This is a genomic window from Dokdonia sp. Asnod1-B02, assembly GCF_045063955.1.
Lineage (GTDB): Bacteria > Bacteroidota > Bacteroidia > Flavobacteriales > Flavobacteriaceae > Dokdonia.
The window spans coordinates 2013209-2036001 of record NZ_JBEFNW010000002.1; the positions used below are offsets into that span (position 1 = coordinate 2013209).

Annotated in this window: 22 protein-coding genes; 12 read left to right on the forward strand and 10 right to left on the reverse strand. The window is 36.6% G+C overall.

The annotated features are described in order from the left end of the window. The first annotated feature begins 35 nt into the window (after positions 1-35). Together ACJJVU_RS09220 and ACJJVU_RS09225 are read left to right on the forward strand one after the other, a co-directional pair. Positions 36-692: a TrmH family RNA methyltransferase gene (locus ACJJVU_RS09220; protein ID WP_405224507.1), complete on the forward strand. Its 657-nt coding sequence runs from the start codon at positions 36-38 to the stop codon at positions 690-692. Positions 693-796: 104 nt separating this feature from the next. Further along, on the forward strand, positions 797-1432 hold the full coding sequence (locus ACJJVU_RS09225; RefSeq protein ID WP_405224510.1) for a peroxiredoxin-like family protein: 636 nt from the start codon (positions 797-799) through the stop codon (positions 1430-1432). A gap of 95 nt (positions 1433-1527) precedes the next feature. On the opposite strand, the gene ACJJVU_RS09230 is transcribed toward ACJJVU_RS09225, so the two are convergent. From ACJJVU_RS09230 to rlmH, 5 genes are all read right to left on the reverse strand, one after another. Continuing rightward, positions 1528-2337 (reverse strand): carboxypeptidase-like regulatory domain-containing protein, encoded by an 810-nt coding sequence (locus tag ACJJVU_RS09230; RefSeq protein ID WP_405224513.1) that lies wholly within the window; start codon positions 2335-2337, stop codon positions 1528-1530. A gap of 86 nt (positions 2338-2423) precedes the next feature. Then, positions 2424-4325 (reverse strand): DEAD/DEAH box helicase, encoded by a 1902-nt coding sequence (locus ACJJVU_RS09235; protein WP_339844279.1) that lies wholly within the window; start codon positions 4323-4325, stop codon positions 2424-2426. Positions 4326-4495: 170 nt separating this feature from the next. Continuing rightward, positions 4496-5074 (reverse strand): non-canonical purine NTP diphosphatase, encoded by a 579-nt coding sequence (locus ACJJVU_RS09240; RefSeq protein WP_405224517.1) that lies wholly within the window; start codon positions 5072-5074, stop codon positions 4496-4498. Continuing rightward, entirely contained in the window at positions 5074-5694 is a 621-nt protein-coding gene (locus ACJJVU_RS09245) for a short-chain dehydrogenase (RefSeq protein WP_339844284.1), read from the reverse strand. Before ACJJVU_RS09245 ends, ACJJVU_RS09240 begins: the two co-directional genes overlap by 1 nt. 149 nt (positions 5695-5843) lie before the next feature. Then, a complete protein-coding gene (rlmH, locus tag ACJJVU_RS09250; protein ID WP_298325288.1) occupies positions 5844-6317 on the reverse strand; it encodes a 23S rRNA (pseudouridine(1915)-N(3))-methyltransferase RlmH in 474 nt (157 codons plus the stop codon). Between the two features lie 81 nt (positions 6318-6398). Between rlmH and nadC the strand changes: the two genes are divergently transcribed. From nadC to priA, 5 genes are all read left to right on the forward strand, one after another. Further along, on the forward strand, positions 6399-7259 hold the full coding sequence (nadC, locus tag ACJJVU_RS09255) for a carboxylating nicotinate-nucleotide diphosphorylase (RefSeq protein ID WP_405224521.1): 861 nt from the start codon (positions 6399-6401) through the stop codon (positions 7257-7259). Beyond that, the gene (locus ACJJVU_RS09260) at positions 7259-8206 is read left to right on the forward strand and encodes a YihY/virulence factor BrkB family protein (RefSeq protein ID WP_405224524.1); all 948 of its coding nucleotides are present in this window, start codon (positions 7259-7261) and stop codon (positions 8204-8206) included. The genes nadC and ACJJVU_RS09260 overlap by 1 nt, the downstream gene beginning before the upstream one ends. A 26-nt stretch (positions 8207-8232) precedes the next feature. Continuing rightward, entirely contained in the window at positions 8233-8796 is a 564-nt protein-coding gene (locus ACJJVU_RS09265) for a chalcone isomerase family protein (protein WP_298325280.1), read from the forward strand. Positions 8797-8904: 108 nt separating this feature from the next. Further along, complete coding sequence (locus ACJJVU_RS09270; protein ID WP_298325279.1) at positions 8905-9333, forward strand: DUF2147 domain-containing protein; 429 nt, start codon at positions 8905-8907, stop codon at positions 9331-9333. Positions 9334-9500: 167 nt separating this feature from the next. After that, on the forward strand, positions 9501-11957 hold the full coding sequence (gene priA, locus ACJJVU_RS09275) for a primosomal protein N' (RefSeq protein ID WP_405224528.1): 2457 nt from the start codon (positions 9501-9503) through the stop codon (positions 11955-11957). A gap of 67 nt (positions 11958-12024) precedes the next feature. Here priA and ACJJVU_RS09280 read toward each other — a convergent pair whose 3' ends face one another. Both ACJJVU_RS09280 and ACJJVU_RS09285 read right to left on the reverse strand, forming a co-directional pair. Then, complete coding sequence (locus ACJJVU_RS09280; protein ID WP_405224531.1) at positions 12025-12819, reverse strand: hypothetical protein; 795 nt, start codon at positions 12817-12819, stop codon at positions 12025-12027. A 136-nt stretch (positions 12820-12955) separates the two neighbouring features. Beyond that, complete coding sequence (locus ACJJVU_RS09285; RefSeq protein ID WP_013752083.1) at positions 12956-13657, reverse strand: LytTR family DNA-binding domain-containing protein; 702 nt, start codon at positions 13655-13657, stop codon at positions 12956-12958. A gap of 463 nt (positions 13658-14120) precedes the next feature. On the opposite strand from ACJJVU_RS09285, the gene rpsF reads away from it, so the two are divergent. From rpsF to ACJJVU_RS09305, 4 genes are all read left to right on the forward strand, one after another. After that, complete coding sequence (rpsF, locus tag ACJJVU_RS09290; protein ID WP_035336833.1) at positions 14121-14462, forward strand: 30S ribosomal protein S6; 342 nt, start codon at positions 14121-14123, stop codon at positions 14460-14462. A gap of 3 nt (positions 14463-14465) precedes the next feature. Next, positions 14466-14762: a 30S ribosomal protein S18 gene (rpsR, locus tag ACJJVU_RS09295; RefSeq protein WP_108878900.1), complete on the forward strand. Its 297-nt coding sequence runs from the start codon at positions 14466-14468 to the stop codon at positions 14760-14762. A gap of 14 nt (positions 14763-14776) precedes the next feature. Beyond that, positions 14777-15229 carry a 50S ribosomal protein L9 gene (gene rplI / locus ACJJVU_RS09300; protein WP_013752086.1) on the forward strand — a complete coding sequence of 151 codons (453 nt, stop codon included), beginning with the start codon at positions 14777-14779 and terminating at the stop codon, positions 15227-15229. Between the two features lie 99 nt (positions 15230-15328). Then, a complete protein-coding gene (locus tag ACJJVU_RS09305) occupies positions 15329-15805 on the forward strand; it encodes a DUF6495 family protein (RefSeq protein ID WP_405224536.1) in 477 nt (158 codons plus the stop codon). Between the two features lie 97 nt (positions 15806-15902). Here the strand turns inward: ACJJVU_RS09305 and ACJJVU_RS09310 are convergent, their stop codons facing one another. Continuing rightward, entirely contained in the window at positions 15903-17213 is a 1311-nt protein-coding gene (locus tag ACJJVU_RS09310; RefSeq protein ID WP_405224539.1) for a DEAD/DEAH box helicase, read from the reverse strand. 280 nt (positions 17214-17493) lie between these two features. Between ACJJVU_RS09310 and ACJJVU_RS09315 the strand changes: the two genes are divergently transcribed. Next, on the forward strand, positions 17494-20715 hold the full coding sequence (locus ACJJVU_RS09315; RefSeq protein ID WP_405224542.1) for a TonB-dependent receptor: 3222 nt from the start codon (positions 17494-17496) through the stop codon (positions 20713-20715). Between the two features lie 79 nt (positions 20716-20794). Here the strand turns inward: ACJJVU_RS09315 and ACJJVU_RS09320 are convergent, their stop codons facing one another. Both ACJJVU_RS09320 and ACJJVU_RS09325 read right to left on the reverse strand, forming a co-directional pair. After that, the gene (locus ACJJVU_RS09320) at positions 20795-21442 is read right to left on the reverse strand and encodes a hemolysin III family protein (protein ID WP_405224545.1); all 648 of its coding nucleotides are present in this window, start codon (positions 21440-21442) and stop codon (positions 20795-20797) included. Beyond that, a complete protein-coding gene (locus tag ACJJVU_RS09325) occupies positions 21442-22170 on the reverse strand; it encodes a TlpA family protein disulfide reductase (RefSeq protein WP_405224548.1) in 729 nt (242 codons plus the stop codon). Before ACJJVU_RS09325 ends, ACJJVU_RS09320 begins: the two co-directional genes overlap by 1 nt. Positions 22171-22793 lie beyond the last annotated feature (623 nt).

The window sequence follows — 22793 nt, forward strand, 5'->3', positions numbered from 1 at the left end:
AAAAGTACAGTATCTTTGGCGTGTAAACAACAATCATGGATCAAGAGCTTCTGGCATACTTACAATCATTTCTTACAGAAAGACGTGTTCAATTATTTGATAATGTACTTAAAGAGCGTACAAATCATTTTACTGTTGCGGTGGAGGATGTGTATCAATTACATAACACCAGCGCTGTGATACGTAGCTGTGAGTCTTTTGGCGTGCAAGAGTTACACGTGATAGAAGAGGTAAATGTAAAAAGTATAGACCGTGAGATTGCAATGGGTGCTCAAAAATGGGTAGATGTGCAACGTCATAACAGCGCAAAAAGCTGTATCGCTCACTTAAAAAGTCAGGGTTATAAAATAATTGCAACTTCCCCACACAAGGATGCTCATACACTAGAAAATTTTGACATTAATCAAAAGGCAGCGATATTCTTTGGTCGTGAGACAGAGGGATTAAGTGATACGGTGCTTGATATGGCAGACGACTTTATTTATATTCCTATGGTGGGTTTTACAGAGAGTCTCAATATTTCTGTCTCTGCGGCAATAACCATACAGCATATTATGACTAAGCTCAAGCAATCTAACGTGTCTTGGCAATATTCTGAGCAAGAGCTTTTTGATAAAAAACTCGAGTGGACACGTAAGATGATCAAAGATGTGGAAAGAATCGAGCAAAGATTTCTAGAAGAAAGAGGGTAGAAGTACGCTTTCGCGAAAACTTGAATTCCTGAAATATAAGCTGGAAATAAATGTAAAGTTGATGCACTTTTAAAGACCAACATTCAAATTGAAAACGTCAAATTATGAAACTTACCGCATCACTAAAAGAACTTGCAGATAACAGTATTAAACGTCATCCTGGCGCTGCCCAAGACATCATGAGAAAAGCCATTGAAGATCTTGAAGCTACAGATATATTGAAGCACGCAGTAAAGACAGGAGATAAATTTCCAGACTTTACATTGCCAAATGCTCAAGGAAAAACTATCACCCTGAGTGAGCAGTTACAAAAAGGTAAAGTAGTGATTACCTTTTATAGAGGTGGATGGTGTCCTTATTGTAACTTAGAGCTTAAAGCATTTCAAGAGGTATTACCTCAAATTAAAGAGAAAGGAGCAACGCTTATTGCTATTACTCCAGAAACACCGGACAATTCGCTATCTACTAAGGAGAAAAATGAGCTGGATTTTGAAGTCCTTACTAGTGAAAATAACGAATTAGCAAGATCACTCAATTTGGTTTTTAAACTTCCAGAGGCGCTTGCAGAATTATATGGGAAATTTGGTATTGATCTTTTGGAGAGTCAAGGTAATGATGCAAATGAGCTTCCTATCGCAGCCACGTATATTATTGACCAGAACGGAGAAGTTTCTTACCACTTTCTATCAGAAGATTATAAACTCAGAGCAGATCCAGAGGTGATTATAGCAGCATTGTAGCATCATATTTTCGCGAAAGCGTATCATTCAAGATGTTATATAAAACAGAAAGCCCGCTAAATATAGCGGGCTTTCTGTTTATGTATAATAGATAATTAATCTTTTCTTTGAAGAACTCTGTACTCTTCATAACATTCACTTATTGCGTCGAGAATTTGAAGATCATTTGCGCTCATGATAAAATTATCTGAGTAGCTACAATTTTTAAGTATTGCGTCTATATCAACACGATCTATTTGAAGTAAAGCACTTAGCGTCTCGCGGTCAAATTTACGTTCAAGTAGATTACGTACTTTGTCATCTTCCTTCATTTGCCTAAGCTTACGAAGTTGGCCTTTCTTTCTACTAAAAATATTATAAAGAAAATCTGCAGGATTAAAAATAGAGCTCAACACTCTAGATATTGCTCCTGGCTGACTTTTACCTACTTCATAACCAGAATTTAATCCAGATATACTGTATCGCTGATTGCTGTAAATAGGAACTCTCTTTGCGTCAATTTCTAGATATCCAGTAAGCTCAATTTCTTGAACCACAACTTCTTCAAGTGCGATACCTATCTCTGTCATTTGGATTTTTACGTCACCGTATTTAATCCAGTCACCGCTCACGCGTACTTTAAGAGATTTGTATCCTAGGTAAGAGAAGTATAACGTATCATTTACCTCAGCCTTAATTTCAAATTTACCATACTCATTAGTAGTAGCTCCTTTAAAATTTGAGAGGTTGAGAATGTTTACGTTCTGTAATGCAATATCTGTACTACTGCTTAATACTTTTCCATCGATAAATCCATCCTCTAGCTTTTCTTGAGCTTCGGTTGGGTCTGATGTAGTATCTATTTCTTGTGAATATCCTACTGCAACGGCAGAGAATATAAGTAGGTTTAGTATGATCTTCTTCATATGCTAAGGCAATTTATACATTCCATAGGGAAAATCATACCAAATCTATTTATTTACAATAATTCTAACATTTAACGTGCGTCAGACTAGCTTCTGCGACGTCTTTTACCAGAAAATGGGCTCTTATTTCCTTCAGATCTGTTATCTGGAGTTCGTGGAGAAGAACTGCGTTCTGATCTCTCAGATCTTGCTGGTCTTTCTGATCTGCTTCTAGAGCGACCACCTTGGTCATCTCCATAGCTCGATTTACGATCACTACGTTGTCTATCTGAAGATCCTCCGCCACTACGACGACGATCTCCGCCACCACTACGACGACGATCTCCACCACCGCTGCGACCTCCGCCACTACGACGACGATCTCCGCCACCGCTGCGACCTCCGCCACCGCTGCGACCTCCACCACCTTGAGTTTCCTCAACGCTTACACGACGACCGTCAAGTTCGAAGTTTTCAAAATGTGCTATGATTTTATCTTTGTGCTCTGTATCTGTATTGAAGAATGAGAAGGCATCTTTACAGTCTACTCGGTAAACACCATCTTGACCTAATCCTAATTCTTCTTTTAAGAAATCCTTAAGCTTCATCCAGTCAAAATCATCCTTGCTACCTACGTTAATAAAGTAACGAGTAGAGTCACCAGATTGCTCCTTAGCCGCTCCAACTGCATTTTGATTAAGATCTTTTGATTTCTTATAGTAATTAAAGAAACGTGTAAACTCTACAGAAAATACTTTTTTAATAAGCTCTTCTTTAGTGTTGTCTTTTAAAACTTCTTCTATTTCTGGTAAGTAAGCCTCGATCTCGTCATTAATCTCTGTAGTATTAATGCTGTTTGCAAGGTGCATTAACTGTACTTGAGTGATTTCCTTTCCGTCTGGAATGGTTTTTTGCTCAAACTTCTTACCTAAGATCTTCTCAAGTTGTTTGATCTTACGCATCTCACTTTTAGTAACAATTACTAAAGAGATACCTGTTTTACCAGCACGACCTGTACGACCAGAACGGTGTGTATACGTTTCTATCTCGTCAGGTAATTGGTAGTTTACTACGTGTGTAATATCATCCACGTCAATACCACGTGCAGCAACATCAGTTGCAACAAGCATTTGTATCTGACGGTTTCTAAAGCTCTTCATTACCAGGTCGCGCTGGTTCTGACTTAAATCTCCGTGTAATGCTCCTGCGTTGTATCCATCTTCAATAAGTTGCTCGGCAACTTTTTGAGTATCGCGTTTAGTACGACAAAAGATTACAGAGAAGATATCTGGATTTGCATCAGAAAGTCTTTTAAGTGCTTGGTAACGATCTCTCGTGTGTACTACAAAGTACTCATGAGATACGTTCTTTGCTCCTTCATTTTTATGTCCTACCGTTATTTCTAACGGGTTTACCATAAATTCTTTTGCTATACGTGATACTTCTCTAGGCATTGTAGCACTAAATAACCATGTAAGCTTGTCTTCTGGAGTATCTGCAAGAATATTTGTGATATCCTCATAGAATCCCATGTTAAGCATCTCATCTGCTTCATCAAGAACACAGTAGCTTAATTTTGTGATATCTACCATACGACGACGCATCATATCTTGCATACGTCCTGGTGTAGCTACTACAATTTGTGCTCCGCGAGAAATCTCACGAGCCTGCTCTTGTATGTTTGCTCCTCCATAAACTGCAACAACACGCACACCTTTCATGTGCTTTGCATACAATTTCATCTCGTTTGTAATCTGGAGACATAGTTCGCGAGTAGGAGCGATAATAAGACCTTGAGTAGTCTTACTATTTGCATCTATATTTTGTAATAGTGGAAATCCAAAAGCTGCTGTTTTTCCTGTTCCTGTTTGTGCAAGAGCAACCATATCGCGGTCTTCTGCAATAAGTTGTGGGATAGCTTCTTCTTGAATTTTAGAAGGTTTTTCAAAACCTAAATCGGCAATAGCCTGGAGTAAAGGCGCATTTAGGCCTAGTTCATCAAATGTCATAAGACAATAGTATTTATAAGTGTTAGCGTGTATAGGAAGCGCAACGACTTATAAACCAATTGCTTCGATCAACACGTGCCAGAAAAATATGGCAATACCTCACCCTGAGGGTTTTCAAGCTGCAAAAGTACTCAATAAAACTATAATGAAAGCATTAGGGCGTAAAAAACTTATTCCTGATTATGTAGAAATTCAAGAAATGCAGATACAGCAAGCCCTCTGTGGCTTATTTTTCCTTTTAAAGATGGAGCCATTTGTGCAAAAGTTGCATCGTAACCTTCTGGTCGGAAGATAGGATCATACCCAAAACCGCCATCACCGTGACGTTCTTTAGTGATTTCACCTCTGCATATTCCTGTAAAGGTTTCTGTTTTGTTTGCTTTCGCGAAAGCGATAACTGTTTTAAACTGTGCTCCACGATCCTGCTTAGTAGCAAGATTTATTAAGAGCTTGTTCATGTTATCCGAATCATCTTTTTGCTCACCAGCATATCTCGCCGAATATACTCCTGGCGCACCATCAAGTGCATCCACCTCAAGACCGGTATCATCTGCAAAACAATCGTACCCATAGTTAGTTAGCACATGATTTGCCTTAAGAAGTGCGTTACCTTCGATGGTATCTGCATCCTCAATGATTTCTTCTGTGCATCCTATGTCTGTTAAAGATAGGAGGGTAATATGATCAGGCACTAATGCTTGAACTTCGCGAAGTTTATTGTGATTGTGTGTTGCAAAAACTAGTTTCATTAGGATACAAGGCTAAAAATTGCTGCTCCGTATATTGCATATCTTACAAAACGAGCAAGACCAAATAATGCCCAATATTTAAACTCGAAGCGAATCATACCTGCAGCAAGACTTGCTACGGCAAAAGGAAGCGGAAGTAAAGCTCCTACTAGAATTAAAAAGCCTCCCCATTTACGAGCATTTTTTAAGTGCTTCTCCATTTTTACCTCTAGGTAATTATGAACGGATGGAATTTTTAAAGCTGCTCTTCCTGTAAAATAGGAAACTGCTCCACCAGCATATGATAATATTGCTATAAGAGATAGGTATAAAATAGGATTGCTTGTCTTGTCACTCCAGGCGATAAAAAGCTCTGGAGGAATTATACCAAGTATAGATTCTGAAACAAAAAATAAGGTAAGGACAAGCAGGTTTGAATAGTTGTCTATTACATATTGCAATGCCGTATTAAGGTCTATTACAAAGAAGTGAATAAGAACTATAGCTGCTACTACAAGTAAGATAGGAGGGAGTGCTTTTTTAAGAGCGTCCTTTAAAAAAGTATAAAAACCAGTGTACACATAGTACTGGTGCAATAATTGCAGCCTGTTTTTCTTTTTTGTACCTGATTGTGATCCCATTAAATTGTAGTCGTATTAAGGATACAAAAATAACACGTAGCGGTAATAATTATGCTACTTATGCTCATAAAAATAGGTTAAACCCAATAATTATCCAGCATTAATAAATTAGGGCAATTAAAAGACGATTCTAATTCTAGAAATTATGTTTATTGATGATGATATGGTTCACCTTTTAAGATAGTGTATGCTCTATAAATTTGCTCGGTAATAAATAGTCTTACCATCTGGTGAGAAAATGTCATAGATGATAATGATACTTTTCCTTGTGCTTTTGCATAAACCTCTTCAGAAAATCCATAAGGACCACCTATAACAAAGACTAGGGTCTTGATGCCACTATTCATTTTCTTTTGTAAAAATTTTGAAAAGCCTACGCTTGTAAACGTTTTTCCATTTTCATCAAATAGCAAGAGGTGGTCATAAGGGCCAATTTTTGATAAAATAAGGTCGCCTTCTTTATTTTTTTGTTCTTGCTCACTAAGATTTTTGACATTTTTAATATCCGGGAGAATTTCTATGGAGTATTTTACATAAAAGTTGAGCCGTTTACTATACGTGTCTACCAGCGCTTGTAACTGTTTATTATCGGTCTTGCCTACGCAGAGAAGTTTAATATTCATATGGCAAAAATACAAAACTACATTACAGAAGTAAGAAGCTTTACCTTTTGCTTATTTTTACATCAAAGGAACAATACAAATATGATTTCAGAAGCACAATTTCAGATTGAGATAGAAGGTATAATTGCAAATGCTATAAGAGAGGATGTAGGTGATGGAGACCACAGTTCACTGGCTTGTATACCAGCAACCGCCACTGGAAAAGCAAAATTACTTGTAAAGGATGAAGGTATTCTTGCGGGTTGCGCTTTCGCGAAAGCGGTATTTGCATACGTAGATCCTTCATTAAAAGTTGAGGATATATTAACGGATGGAGACGCTGTAAAATATGGTGATATTGCATTTTATGTATCTGGTTCAAGTCAGAGCATTCTTAAAGCGGAACGCCTAGTGCTTAATGCTATGCAGCGTATGAGTGCTATTGCGACGAAGACAAAGTTCTTTGTGAACCTTTTAGAAGGAACAGATACTAAAATTCTAGATACAAGAAAGACAACGCCAGGAATAAGAGCGCTAGAAAAATGGGCTGTAAAAATAGGTGGTGGTGAGAATCACCGTTTTGCCCTGTATGATATGATTATGCTTAAAGATAATCACATTGATTTTGCGGGTGGTGTAACAAAAGCGATTCTCAAAACAGTAGATTATCTTAAGGAAGAGCAGCGAGATCTGAAGATTATTGTGGAAGCAAGGAGTCTGGATGAGATTAAAGAAATACTTGAAAATCACGAGCATGTATATCGTATTCTTATAGATAATTTTAATTATGAGGATACTCGTACGGCAGTTGCATTAATAGGCGATAAATGCCTTACAGAATCTTCTGGTGGTATTAATGAAGAGACGATACGTGACTATGCTCTTTGTGGTGTAGATTATATTTCTAGTGGGGCGCTCACGCATTCTGTCTATAACTTAGATCTTAGTCTGAAAGCAGTTTAATGGCATCAGATAAGACGATAGAGCAACGTTTAATGAGATTCAAGCCATTCTGTTGGCTTGTAAGTATCTTGGATAGTATCGTTATTCCTGGGTTTGAGGGAATGACACTTCTTTACTTGCTACGCGCTTATTTTAATGGGATTATACAGGGAGCTCTGGGATCTCGTGCAAGTTCTATTGCCTATAGTTTTTTTATGGCCATTTTTCCGGCATTGCTGTTTTTACTCAATCTAGTGCCATATGTGCCTATTGAGAATTTTGATATCAAGTTCATGGCCTTTATTTATGAGTTGATACCTGCGCAATCCTTAGATTTCTTTAAACCTATCATAATCGATATCTCACAGAATGAGAGAGCAGGTCTTGCCTCATTTGCAGGTTTACTTGCCTTGTTCTTAACAGCAAACGGTGTTAACGCCATTTTTAGTGGTTTTGAGGGTTCTCATTACAATGAGATAAGCCGTAATTTCTTTAGGCAATATGCGGTTGCTTTAGGGACTTCCATTATTCTGGCATTGTTGTTGGTTACTACTATATCAGTAGTGATATATTTTGAATTGTTGCTTAATTCATTGAAAGAGCGTGACTTTATGAGTAACGATATGGATATCGCGCTATTACGTATAGGTAAGAACCTGTTTTTAATCATTATGATTTATTCGGTGATTGCTACGTTATATTATTTTGGAACTAAAGAAGGGCGTAAAAGTCGTTTCTTTTCACCAGGAGCATTAATGACAACAATATTATTTATGATAACCACTTATCTATTTGGTATTTATATTGATAATTTTGGCACATATAATGAGTTGTACGGCTCTATTGGTGCATTATTAATAATGATGCTTTATATTTGGTTAAATTCCAATTTAATTTTATTGGGTTATGAGCTGAATGCAACCCTTCAAAAATTACGAATTTTACATAAAAACCCTAATTCAAATTAAATAACTCACAAACACAAAGAAAAATTATGAAAAAGTATTTATTAGCTTTAGTAGCTGTATGTAGTCTTACAGTTAGCCAGGCACAAACAGTAGTAGGAGATGCAACCTTACCTAACTCAGTAACAATGGGAGGTACAGAACTTATCCTTAACGGTGCTGGTATGAGAGAGAAGGTAGTATTTGACCTTTATGCTGGAGGATTATATCTAGTGTCAAAAAAGAGTGATGCTGCAGCAATTATCAATGCAGACGAGACTATGGCACTTAAATTAGACATCGTTTCTGGAATGGTTTCTAGTAAGAAAATGATAGGAGCTGTAGATGATGGTTTTGACGCTTCAATGAATGGAAACACAAGTTCGCTAGATGCGAAGATTGAGCAGTTCAAAGGTTTTTTCAGCGATAAGATTGTAAAAACAAACGTTTTTGACATCGCTTATATCAAAGGAAAAGGAACTGTAGTTTACAAAAACGGAAAAGAAGTAGGATCTATTGCAGGTCTTGATTTTAAGAAAGCTCTTTTCGGAATCTGGTTAGGTAATGACCCAGCAGATGATGATCTTAAAGATGCGATGTTAGGTAAAAACTAATTATCACAATCATATTAAAAATGGCGATCACTTGTGACTCGCCATTTTTTATACATTATAATCTCTCTGTAAATCACATTAATTTTAGAATCTTAAAACTTGAATACTATGAAAAAACACATAACCCTACTTATGCTGCTATTTTTTGCAGTGAGCATACAAGCGCAACAAGGAACTATTTTTGGACAATGGAAAACTATAGATGATGAGACTGGTGAGGCAATGTCTATCATAGAAATTTATAAAAAGGATGGTAAAGTGTTTGGTAAGATTGTAGATATATTAAATCCAGCAAATCGTGACAAGACTTGTATTTACTGTAAAGGTGAAGATTATGATAAACCACTCATAGGTCTTGATATCATTAAGAATCTAGAAAAAGATGATGATGAATATGAGGGAGGAACCATCTTTGATCCAGAAAAAGGAAAAGAATATAAAGCCAAACTGTGGATTGACGAGGATGATAAAGATGTCTTAAACGTTCGTGGTTATATTGCATTCTTATTTAGAACACAACAGTGGATAAGAAGCTAGAAATCTAGCTGTCTAAAATTGAAAGCCGTTTCTTTTGGGAGCGGCTTTTTTTATGCTTTCACGAAAGCGTATGTCAAACATTAATATTCTTTTTATTTATGATTAGCACCTACGTTTGATCTGCTTCTGTAACTTTGTATATTCATACTTTCTTATCACAATTTACTATGCCTTATTTTATAGATGTTATACTTCCTATCCCTGTAGAGAATACGTTTACGTACCTTGTCTCTGAGGCAGAGTATAACTATATTCAAAAGGGGATGCGGGTTGCTGTTCCTTTTGGTAAAAAGAAAGTATATGCTTCTATCGTAAAAAACAAACATGAGCAGGCGCCTACCATTTATGAAGCCAAGGAAATACAGCAAATTCTAGATGAGGACCCAATAGTCACTGAAGAGCAGCTGAAATTCTGGAGTTGGATTGCAGATTACTATATGTGTACCGAAGGAGAGGTAATGCGTGCTGCGCTCCCTAAGGCTTTCTTACTGGAAAGTGAGACTGTGATAAGACTTAAGGAAGATGGGCTTGATATAGATGAGACATCACTTAAGGATGATGAGTTTCTTATTTATGAAGCATTGCAGCATCGTTCAGAATTAAAGGTTCATGAGGTGATGGATATTCTAGACAAGAAGAAAATCCTTCCATCTATACAGCGTTTAATTGATCAAGGTGTGATTGAGATGCAAGAAGAGATTTATGAGCAATACGTACCTAAACTTGTAAAATTTATCACTATTGCGCCAGCATATGAAGGCGAGGAAGGGCTCACTAATGTACTAGAAGAATTATCTCGAGCTCCAAAACAAAGAGAAATGGCGCTCACATTTTTTTCGCTTAAAGCGAAAACAAATAAACCTATCTCATCTCAAGAATTACAAAAAGCATCTGGCGCTACCGCTAGTCAGCTCAAGGCGCTGGTGGATAAAGGTGTTTTTCAAACGTATCAGAAACGTCAAGACCGCGTAGGCTTTGACGGTGAAGTTTTTGAAACAAAGGTTCTCAATGAATACCAGCAAACGGCTTATAATGAGATAAAAAGTCATTTTGAAACTAAAGATGTTGCCTTGTTGCATGGAGTAACTGCATCGGGGAAAACAGAGATTTATGTGCAGCTTATTGAAGAGATGCTTGAATCTGGTGATCAAACACTCTACTTACTTCCAGAGATTGCACTTACTACGCAGTTAATAACTAGGCTACAAACATACTTTGGTGAGCGCGTAGCGATTTTTCACTCCAAATACTCCGTAAACGAGCGAGTAGAGGTGTGGAATAATGTATTAAAAAAGCTAGATAAAGCTCAAATTATTATTGGAGCACGTAGTGCACTTTTATTGCCCTTTAGAGATTTAAAATTTATCGTAGTAGATGAGGAGCATGAAAGTAGTTTTAAGCAATACGACCCTGCACCTAGGTATCATGCTCGTGATGCTGCTATTGTGCTAGGAGCAATGTTTAAAGCAAAAGTATTACTAGGGTCTGCAACGCCATCTATAGAAACAGTATACAACGCACAGCAAGGGAAATATGGTTATGTGTCTTTAAAACAACGACATGGAGGTATTTTAATGCCTGAGATTAATCTTGTAGATATTAAGGAGAAAAGCAAAAAACGTGAGATGACGGGTCACTTTTCTGACACCTTAATACGCGCAATTACAGATGCACTAGCATTAGGGGAGCAGGTAATTCTCTTTCAAAATCGTAGGGGTTTCTCACCTATATTAGAGTGTACTACTTGTGGTCACGCACCGCAATGTCCTAATTGTGATGTAAGTCTTACCTATCATAAATACAGATCACAGCTACGTTGTCATTATTGTGGTTATAATATCGCATTACAGCAAAAATGTATGGCTTGTGGTAGCGCAGAGCTTACTACAAAGGGCTTTGGAACAGAGCAAATAGAATTAGAACTGAAAGAGCTGTATCCAGACAAATCTATTGCAAGAATGGATTCTGATACTACTAGAGGTAAGTATGGATTTGAAAAGCTTATTACTGCCTTTGAGCAAGAGCAAATAGATATTCTTGTGGGTACGCAAATGCTTACTAAGGGGCTTGATTTTAGAAATGTAACTCTTGTAGGGATTATGAATGCAGATAGTATGCTCAATTTTCCAGATTTTAGAGCACATGAACGCAGCTATCAACTCATAGCTCAAGTATCGGGTAGGGCAGGGCGAACAGAAAAGCAAGGTAAAGTACTTGTGCAGACGTATAATCCTTATCATCAAATCTTACAGCAGGTTTCTGCAAATAAGTTTGATGAGATGTACAAGGAGCAATTAGAAGAGCGTCGTAATTTTAAGTATCCACCGTTTCATAGATTGATACGTATTACATTAAAGCATAGAGATTATCAAAAAATAGAAGAGGCTAGTATTTGGCTCGCAAAAGCACTAAGGCAAACGTTAGGGCCAGACGCGGTCTTAGGACCAGAAACGCCTTCTGTGGCAAGGATACGAAATCAATATAGGCGTAATGTGCTAATTAAGATAAGTCGCCGCCAAAAGTTATTAGAGACTAAGAAAGCTATAAAGCGTGTTGTGACAAGTTTTAATGCAATTGCTCCTTACAGAAGTGTACGACTTGTGATTGATGTGGATTGTTATTAATAGTTTGGATTTTCAAGTGTAAGTCTCAAACTAAATTTAGTTGAATATAGAATATAGAATATAGCACTTATTTTACCTGGATATGGATATGGTCATCATGTCTAACAGCACGACAACCGTGAAATCTAATTTTATTATTAGAAAGGTTTAACCGACTTTTTAGATGAGGCTCTATAAATAGTTTGCTTAGATTATTATCCTTTAAGATTTCACTAATAAGGTTTTTTGTTCCGCTGTTTGAAAATATAATATCATCATTTATAGTTCCAAAAGATAAGTATTTGGGGAAGTCATATTGCCAAAACCCGCGTTTTTGGCAAGCCAAATTCTGATTATACTCTCTAAGCTGAGAATTCTCAAAAACACCATATCCACTTACTGACTTTTTTCTATTTGTGAGCGCTGCGTTGTCGTCTTGATGTATAAGGGAAATGTCTATTTTTTTTCCATCGTTATGACTTAAATGAGGGAGTAATGGAAATTTATCAAAAAATGGAAAGCTGGCGTCTAAATGAATTAGCTTTATGTTTTTATTACTTTTTGCATAGGCCTTAGAAGTGTTGTCAAGTAGTTGCTGTAATTCTGGCTTGACGTAATCCCTATTAGCTAGCTTGTAAAAGAAGGAGTGTGCTTCTAGAAATTCTGTTTCTTTAATTTTTTCTCGTCCAAAAATTGGCGCTAGAATTGGTGTAACTAGAAATGTTGTTATAAAATATAGAAAAATAAATAGAGAAGATCCTTTTAAAATTGATTTGCTCTTTACTTGTTGTAGCGTTATTAGTGTAACTACATAAACAACCCCGCCTATTTGAGTAACAATGGTTAGTGCTATGATTGCGATTAAGTGTAATAGATTTTTCAAAAATGGATAATGGTTATATTAAAACTACAACGTTTAAATATCACAACAATTATAATAAATTAAATTAACCGCATAAAAAATCCCACTCAACGAGCGGGATTTTTAATTTTATATCTAAATTTTATCTAACGTCTACTTATGCAGATAGAGCATCTATAAGTTCTGACTTTTTATGTCTTGATAAAGGAATTTTTTCTCCGTCTATCTCAATGTTTCTACTGTTGTATTTATCTACCTTATCAATATTGATAATGTAAGACTTGTGTATACGCATAAAACGCTCTGGTGGTAATTGTGCTACAAATGATTTCATCGTTGCAAGTACAACGATAGGATCATGCACAGTAACTAACTTTACGTAATCTCCAAGAGCAGTGATATATTTAAGTTCATTGAGCATCACTTTCTTTTTCTTTAGGTTACTTTTTACAAAAATATAATCATCATCTTCGACAGCACCTTCAGTTTTTAGTTTGTGTAAACTTATTGCTTTGTAAACAGCATTTGTAAAGCGATCCTTAGTAAGTGGTTTACGTAAGTAATCGATTGCGTTATAGTTAAAAGCCTTGTAAGCGTATTTTGTTTTACCTGTCACAAATATAATCTGTGGCTTATGGATAAGATCATCAAGTAAATCAAATCCAGAGAGGATAGGCATTTCAATATCAAGAAAAAGCAGGTCTACTTTAGTCTCGATGAGACCATTTTTAGTTTCTATGGCATTGTTATATTCGGCAACTAGTCGTAAGTTAGGGTGATCATTGATCATCTTTACGATAGCTAGACGTTGTAAACTTGAATCATCCACAACTGCGCAGTCTAATAGTACTCCTTCCACAGCAATTAGTATTTAAATTAGGTTAAGTTTGTCAATATTAAGTAAAAATAACCTATTTACCAACAAAATCATGACTTTCATCGGGTATTCGTGCGATTGGTCGAATGATTTTTCCTTTATTCTCATAGGGAACGGCGATTTTAACGTCTTAATCGGTAAAAATTTGACTATTGACGATTGGGCGTAGGTTTAGACGAATTAAAGAGACCTAGAATTACAGTTTTTAGACGACTTAGCTTTAACTATAATCTATGAACTAGATGATAATTAGAACTACTTTGAGAAGTGTCCTTATTATATAGTACTTGCGTGGTTTTATAAATTCACTTTTTCGCGAAAGCAAAGCTAAAAATGAGGTTTTATAATTAGGCAGCTTTTTTTTTAAATTTATAAACTAATTGCTATTTGAATATTAAAAGTAAATCGTTACTTTTGCACTCATTTTTAATTAAACTCATATTATATGAACCATTACGAAACTGTTTTCATCTTGAATCCCGTTTTATCTGATGATCAGATAAAGGAAACAGTAAAGAAGTACGAAGGTCTTCTTAAAGAAAAGGGCGCTAAGATGATTAGTAAAGAGGATTGGGGCTTAAAAAAGCTTGCATATCCTATCCAAAACAAGAAAAGCGGTTTTTACCACTTACTTGAATTTACTGTTGATGGACAAGCTATCAATGATTACGAACTAGCTTTTCGCCGTGACGAACGTGTGATGCGTTACCTTACGGTAGCACTTGATAAGCACGCGATCTCGTGGGCTGAAAGAAGACGTGAAAAACTAAAAAAGCAAAAAGCGTAAGTTATGGCATCTTTACAACAACAAGCAAAAGGAAAGAAGGACGGAGATATCAGATATCTTACGCCTCTTAACATTGAGACTAACAAAGCAAAAAAGTACTGTCGTTTTAAGAAATCTGGTATCAAGTATATCGATTACAAAGATGCAGACTGGCTAGCAGGTTTTGTAAACGAGCAAGGTAAATTGTTACCACGTCGTCTTACAGGAACTTCTTTAAAGTACCAACGTAAAGTGTCTGTAGCAGTAAAACGCGCACGTCACCTTGCATTGATGCCTTATGTAACTGATTTATACAAATAGAAACTAGATAACAGATGGAACTTATATTAAAGAAGGACGTTGAAAATCTAGGATTTGCAGACGATCTAGTAGAAGTAAAGAACGGATACGGTAGAAACTACCTAATCCCTAACGGTCATGCTGTACTTGCAACGCCTAGCGCAAAGAAAGTACTTGCAGAGAACCTTAAGCAACGCGCTCACAAAGAACAAAAATTTGTGGACGATGCACAGAAGCAAGCAGATAAACTTAACGGACTTGAGGTTAAGATTACTGCAAAAACTGGAGATGGAGACAAGCTTTTTGGATCTATTAACAATGCAGACGTTGCAGAATACCTAGCAAAAGAAGGTGTTTCTATCGATAAGAAATTTATTTCTATCGCAGGAAATGTTGTAAAACGCTTAGGTAACTATGAAGCAAAAGTACGTTTCCACAAGAATGTGGTAGCTACACTTCCTTTTGACGTAGTAGCAGAGGCTAACTAAGTCATTAGACATTATATGAAAAGCCGTTCTTACAACCGTAAGGACGGCTTTTTTATGAAATTTATTTTTTAATACGCTTACGCGAAAAAGTGATTCACAATGAAATACGCTCGCCTTACAAAAGAACAACTAGAAGAACTAAAGCCAGAATTTATAAATTTTCTAGCAACGCAATCTATCACTGGTGATGAATGGGCAACCATTAAAGAAAAACAACCACAAGTAGCCGAAGAGGAAATAGATGTTTTCTCAGATCTTGTGTGGGAAGGTGTGCTTACCAAAGCACAATACCTAGAGCACGTATCCCCTAACCAGATGCACTTATTCTTACTAGGAGAAAATAATATGTCACTTATTGCCGTAAAAATCAATAAGGAAGATATAGACATCACCACTGCCGAAGGCTATGCATGGCTTAAAGAAAACTTAGGGGATGATGATGTTGTCTTTATGAGTGCAAGCAAAGATTATAGCGCAGATCGTAATGTAGATAAGTTTAAACTTATAAGTGAGGGTGCTGTGATAACTAGAGGTGACCTTTATAAATGGTTTGCTCGCTTTGTAGAAGTAAAGTAATTCTTATAACCAAAATTGGTTATCATTAAAAAAGGATTGTAAAGACTACTTATTAAATGTAGTTTTTACAATCCTTTTCTGTTTTACAAATGCTTCTCTAGGCGTGTTGTATTCTTAGTTTTGCCTTTTTAAGTCGCTTATTATCTAGTCTTTGTATCATTTCTTCTGCAATACTTTTATGTACAGCTACAAATGATTGTAAATTTTTGACCTCTATAGTACCTAGATGTTCTCTATCTATGTTTCCTTCTTTAAAAAAGAAACCAGCAATATCACCTTTAGAAATCTTATCCTTACGTCCTCCAGAAAGCTCTAAAGTTCGCCATTGTGATCCGTCAGGGATACCTTTGTCATGTATGAACTCTTCATCCATTTGTGGCATAAACTCTGGAAGTTTCTCATCTTTCCAGTGTAATACGTATGCTGTACCTTCAGACTGCATACGAGCTGTACGACCATTACGGTGCGTAAACTCTTCTGCATGAATAGGTAAGTGGTAGTGAAGTATAAATTTTATTTCTGGCACATCAATACCACGGGCTGCAAGATCTGTAGCAAGTAGTAATTGGTGCGTACCGTTACGAAACTTAAGTAACGATAGCTCACGCTCTCTTTGTTCCATACCGCCATAAAAAGTCCCGTGAGCAATACCACGATCACTAAGGTATTCACTTATACGTGCGATAGTTCCTTTGAAATTACAAAAGATAATCCCTGGCTGATCGCCTAGATGGCACAACGCCTTAACAAGCATATCTAGCTTATCCTTATCTGGAGATACAATAGCTTTTATCTCAAGTTTTGATCCTCCTTCATGCAGGTAGTCTACTTCCACCGGAGTAGTAAGGCCTACAAACTTTGGGATCTCTATTCCTTGTGTAGCAGAGGTAAGCACTTTCTTTTCTAGAGCTGGTAGAAAACTAAGGATTTCTGTCATTTCTCCTTCAAAACCTACCTCTAGTGATTTATCAAATTCGTCTAGAATTAAAGTTTTAATGTGATCTGTAGAAAATGTCTCTCTACGCATATGGTCTGCGAGTCTACCAGGCGTACCTATTAAAATAGTTGGACGATGTTTTATAGCTTGCCTATCTGTATTAAAACTTTGCCCACCATAAGCAGCATGAATTTTATAGCCAGTTCCCATATTGCGAGCTACATTTTCTATCTGGATAGCAAGTTCTCGAGAAGGTACTACTATAAGTAATTGCACTTCTTCACAATTAGGATCAAGAGCCTCTATCACCGGTAATAAAAAAGCAAGTGTCTTACCCGTACCCGTAGGAGAGAGTAAAATCACCTCTCTTGCAGATTGTATTGCTAGTTGAGCTGCTTCTTGCATCTCATTGAGCTTCTTAATCCCTAGCTTGGCAAGGATTTGTTTTTGCGTTTTTTGGTTACTTGTCATAGACTGCAAAGATAATTATTCATTCATGAGTTATCATCTTTTATAGAGTACATGTGTAATTGTTGTTTGTGAATTAAATAAGTTATTTTAGGAAATTTTGGATTGATAACATGATGATAATGAGGTGTTATTGATATTGTTTATGATGATTTTACGCTTTCGCGAAAGCGCACCTAAAAAGTATTTAACAATTGTTAAGAAAATGCTAAAGAAATGTTACTAAAATGAACGTCTACCTTGATTTACTCTAGTATTTTTACGGGAAACAAATTCAAACTTTATGTTCAAAAAAATTTTCTTATTAATTGTAGTACTTGGCGCTTTTAGTTTGCAAGCACAAGTAACTACTTCCTCTATTTCGGGAGTAGTAAATGGAGGTAGCGAGACTTTGCCAGGGGCAAATGTACTTGCAGTACACACTCCTACAGGTACAAAGTATGGAGCTATTACAAACTTTGACGGTCGTTTTAGTCTATTAAACCTACGTGTAGGTGGACCTTATACGATCACAATGAGTTATGTAGGTTTCCAAAGTCAGGAATTTACAGGCGTAACTCTTAATCTAGGAGAAACGTACAACGTTGAAGTAACACTGAGTGAAGATAGCAATGCGCTAGAAGAGGTAGTAATTACAGGTTCTCGTAATAATACTTTTAGTGATGGCCGCACAGGTGCAGCGACAAATGTAGGTGAGAGACAATTAAAGTCACTTCCTACAATATCTAGATCTGCAGCAGATTTTTACCGTCTAGAGCCTAGTGCTTCTAGTAATGGATCTTTTGGAGGACGTAATGATCAGTATAATAACTTTAGTCTTGATGGGGCGGTTTTTAACAACCCATTTGGACTTGATGCAGCGACTCCAGGAGGACAAACAGGTTCTCAACCTATATCTCTTGATGCTATTGAGCAAATTCAAGTAAGTACAGCTCCTTATGATGTAACACTTTCTGGATTTACAGGAGCTTCTGTAAATGCAGTAACAAAAAGTGGTACTAATGAAGTAAAAGGAACTGTTTACGGTTTTTACAGAAATGAAGATCTTACAGGAGGTAAAGTAGGAGGAGATGACGTTTTTGTAGCAGACCAGAGCCAGAATACTTATGGTATCTCAATAGGGGGACCAATCATCAAAAACAAACTATTTTTCTTTGCAAACTTTGAAAAGGAATCTAGATCAGATCTTGGAGCTCCATGGGCACCTAACAGAAATACTGGAGCAATCAATGAGTCTCGCGTATTACCAGCAGATCTTGATGCTGTTTCTGCTGCACTAGGAAGTATCCAGTATGCAGACGGTTCTTTTTATGAGCCAGGAAGATATGAAGGATTTAACTTTGATGCAGGTTCTACAAAAGCACTTTTCAAGTTAGATTGGAACGTGAATGACAAGAACCGTGTAGCACTTGTTTATAACTTACTACGCTCTTCTAAGGAAAATCCAGCAAACCCAAATGCAATTGCACTTCGTGGACCTAATCAGACTACATTGCAGTTTGAAAATGCAGGATATGAAATTAACAACAACATAGATTCTTTCCAGTTTGAGTGGAATAGCGACATAGCTAGTAACATCTCAAATAAATTACAAGTAGGTTACACGTTCTTTGATGATTTTAGAAAGCCTTTTTCTACACCAGGTCCGTCTATAAACATTACAAAAGGAGGACAAAATTATATAATAGCTGGTCATGAGCCATTCTCAATTTCAAATGTACTTGAGCAACAAGTTTTCCAAATCACAAACAACTTGAATATTGTTTCTGGAAGTCACACATTTACTTTAGGAACGTCATTTGAGAAGTTTAGCTTTTACAACTCATTTAACTTAACAGGATACGGTTTTGATTTATTTGGAAGCGTATCAATCGATCAAGACATGGATTTTGATGGTGATGGAGTACTAGATACAGATTATGTAAATGATACAACTGGAGAAACTGACCTTGTAGCTTTTCAAGATTTCTTAGTAAACCAATATCAAGGAACTTTCTTATCTGCAGAGGAAACGTTTAATGATAATAATGGTCTTCCTATTGGTGATCCAGCAGGATGGGCACTTGCTGAAACTAACGTAGGGCAGTTCTCTCTTTATGGACAAGATCAATGGAAAGCAACAGATGATTTAACTCTTACAATAGGACTACGTCTTGACAAGCCATTATATTTTGACACAGAAGATAAGATTCAAGAGAATATCGAAAGAAAAATACAAGATTATCAACCTGATAACGTTTATGTAGATCCATCAACTGGAGAAGATATTCTTCTAGACAGTACAGTACTTCCAGACAATGGATTCTTATTCTCACCTAGATTAGGTTTTAACTGGGATGTAGAAGGCGATAAGACTTTCCAAGTACGTGGAGGAACAGGAATATTTACAGGTCGTTTTCCTTTTGTATGGTTAGGTAACCAAGTACAAGGTGTTGACTTTTTCTTCTACCAGACGGTAGATCAAGATTTCAAATGGCCACAAGTGTGGAGATCTAACATAGGTGTAGATTACCGCCTAGATAATGGTGTAGTACTTACAGGAGACTTCTCTTACACAAAAGATCTTAATGCTGCACACGTTCAAAACTGGGCACTTGATAATCCATCTGCTACATTACAAGGAGTAGATAACAGACCTATCTATCAAGCTTCAGATTTTTCTACTAATGCCTTTGGAGGACCTACAAATGCGTATGTATTTACAAACTCTGATAACGGTCGTACAATTAACGCTACGTTAAAAGCAGAAAAATCATTTGGTAACGGACTTTATGCAAGTGTAGCATATAACTACCTAGATTCTAAAAATGTAAACTCTATTGACGCAGAGATTACAGGTGATGCATTTAATGCAAATGCAATACGTGGTAATGCAAATGATGCAGTATTATCAAACTCACGTTATGGTGATCAACACAGAGTGATTGCTGTAGCTTCAAAGAAATTTGAGTATGGTGACGGAAAGTTTGCTACTACCATTTCTACATTTGCAGAGTGGGCTAGAGGAGGACGTTTTAATTATACGTATGCTGGAGATGTTAACGGTGACGGAAGTAACTTTAACGACCTTATTTACATCCCAACTGCTGCAGAAGTATCACAGCAAAATTTTGCTACACCAGAGCAAGCAGCAGCATTTAATCAGTACATCGAGCAAGATGATTACTTAAGTGATAATCGTGGTCAATATGCAGAGCGTTATGGAGCACTTGCACCATGGAGAAGCCGTGTTGACTTCCGTTTATTACAAGATTTTAATTTTGATGTAAAAGGAAAGAAAAACACAATCCAGTTTAGTGTTGACGTTCTTAACTTAGGAAACTTCATCAATTCTGATTGGGGACTTGTTGAGCAACCTAACAGTATCCAGCCAGTAAGTGTAAGCGTTGCAGACGGTGTACCTACATACACGTTCAACGAAGAGCTTACTCAAACATTTGGAACAGATGCAAGTCTTTTAAACAGATGGCAAGCACAACTAGGACTACGTTATATCTTTAACTAGTCTATTGTAGCTCTTTACTATTAGCAATAAAAATGCCCCTCATTGAGGGGCATTTTTTGTTTTATAATCTTCGAAAGGCTTAAACTCCTACGTAGTTGTAAACTGCAATAAAGTGAGAGGCTGTTCCTCCCAAAACAAATACATGAAAAATAGCATGATTATAAGGAATGCGAGAAATGCTATAAAGAACAGCACCTATCGTATATAAAATACCTCCAGTAAAAAGCCATTGCACACCAGCAGGGTCGAGATTTGCTAGTAATGGTTTGTATGCAAAAACGATAAGCCAACCCATCGCTACATAAAGTATGGTAGAAAGAATATCAAATCGTCCTGTAAAAAAAAGTTTTAATATTATTCCGAATAAAGCAATAGACCATGCAATCCCAAAAATCCACCACCCAGTAGTTCCTTCTAGAGTTACAAGTGTAAATGGTGTATAAGTTCCTGCAATGAGCACATAGATAGACGCATGATCAAATATCTTTAATCTTGCTCTAAGTATAGGTTTTACCGCGCTGTGGTAAGCTGTAGAGGCAAAATATAGCACAGACATACTTACTCCAAAAATGATGAGACTAACGGTTGCTGTGGTTGATACGCTTTCGCGAAAACATAAAAAACCCAATGCAACTACACTTGCAACAAAACCAAAACCATGTGTCCAAATGTTGAGTTTTTCCTCAAGTGGGGAGTAATCTGGAGTTGGTTCTACGGTGTTTTCCATTAGTTATCTGCGAGTAAGTAATCTAGGTGTTCCTTAAGAATTTCTGTAACCTCTGCTGCTGGGCCTCTTCCTTGAGCCATTACCGCATTTTCTACAAAACGTACGGTACCATTGCGATCCATAAATACGAGCTTAGGATACGTATTGGTTTTTAAGTCCTGTTTTAAATAGCTGGCACCATCTACTAGATGCTCAAAATCAAAAGGTTTCTTGGTTAAAAAATCGTCGATTTTGCTTTTTGGCTCAAAAGTGATGGCTACAAAATTTACGCGATCCTCATATTGCTTTTTTAGATCATTGAGATATGGAATCTCTGCGATACAAGGAGGGCAGCTCGTAAACCACAAGTTAATGAGTGTAATTTTATCATTATAACTCTCCTTAGACTTAAGCCCGTTTGCAAGATCTTGCAGCTGAAAGTCGGGTAGGGGTTTATTAATTAGTCCATTCACACCAACATTAATGTCTAGAGGCGCGCTATTAGATTGCGAAAGCATCACCTCGACCTCTTGTATAATTGAGTCTTGTCGCACACGAGAATGGCGAACTTTAAAGTTGGCTTTAGTGTATTTCCAGCTTCCTTGCGCACCATAAACCTCCTCAATAGATTTTAGTTTGGCTTGAAAAGCCTCCTCATCATAGGTGTCACCTTGAAAGGTATAGTAGTTTTGTTGAGCGTTTAAAGAGAACGCAACAAATAGTATAAATAGGAAAGGAATATTTTTCATGGTATATGTATGAGTTACAAAGATAGCTATTGCTATCAAACACACACCTATATACATTTATCATGCCTTAGTGGGGGTTAGGGTTATTTCTATTAGATTACGTTCCGTCTCCGATACAGTCAGAAGCTTGTTTTGTAATACATTTCTTTATGAGCTTTTAGTTTTGACGCTACAGATTGAGCACTTTTTATTGTTATTCCTCTTGAGTGATAATCCCTCTTTATTCAGTTAATTTATTGTAATATGGCATTATCAAATCTTCTAATTTTTTCCGTTGCGATTTAGTCAAAGAATTTCCTTTTGGTGGATATGCTTTGGTTGGTTTAATAGCCAATTCAATTAATAATTCTTTTATTATTTCGTTACGCTCAATTCCGCGTGATAATATTTTGAACGTTGTATTATTCTGAATAACTGGTCTGTCCCAATTCGAATTCTCAAATAATTGAGAAGAAATTGAAAAAATGGAAGCAATTCCAATCCAATCATTAGGAACAATTTCAATAATCGCTTTAACGTCCTTTTTCGAGATAGAATGATTTGGTTCGTTATTTATTTTTTCGGTTACGATTTTCTTTTTTCAAAACAATTAAAGCTAAATGACCACGATATAAAGAGGGCCA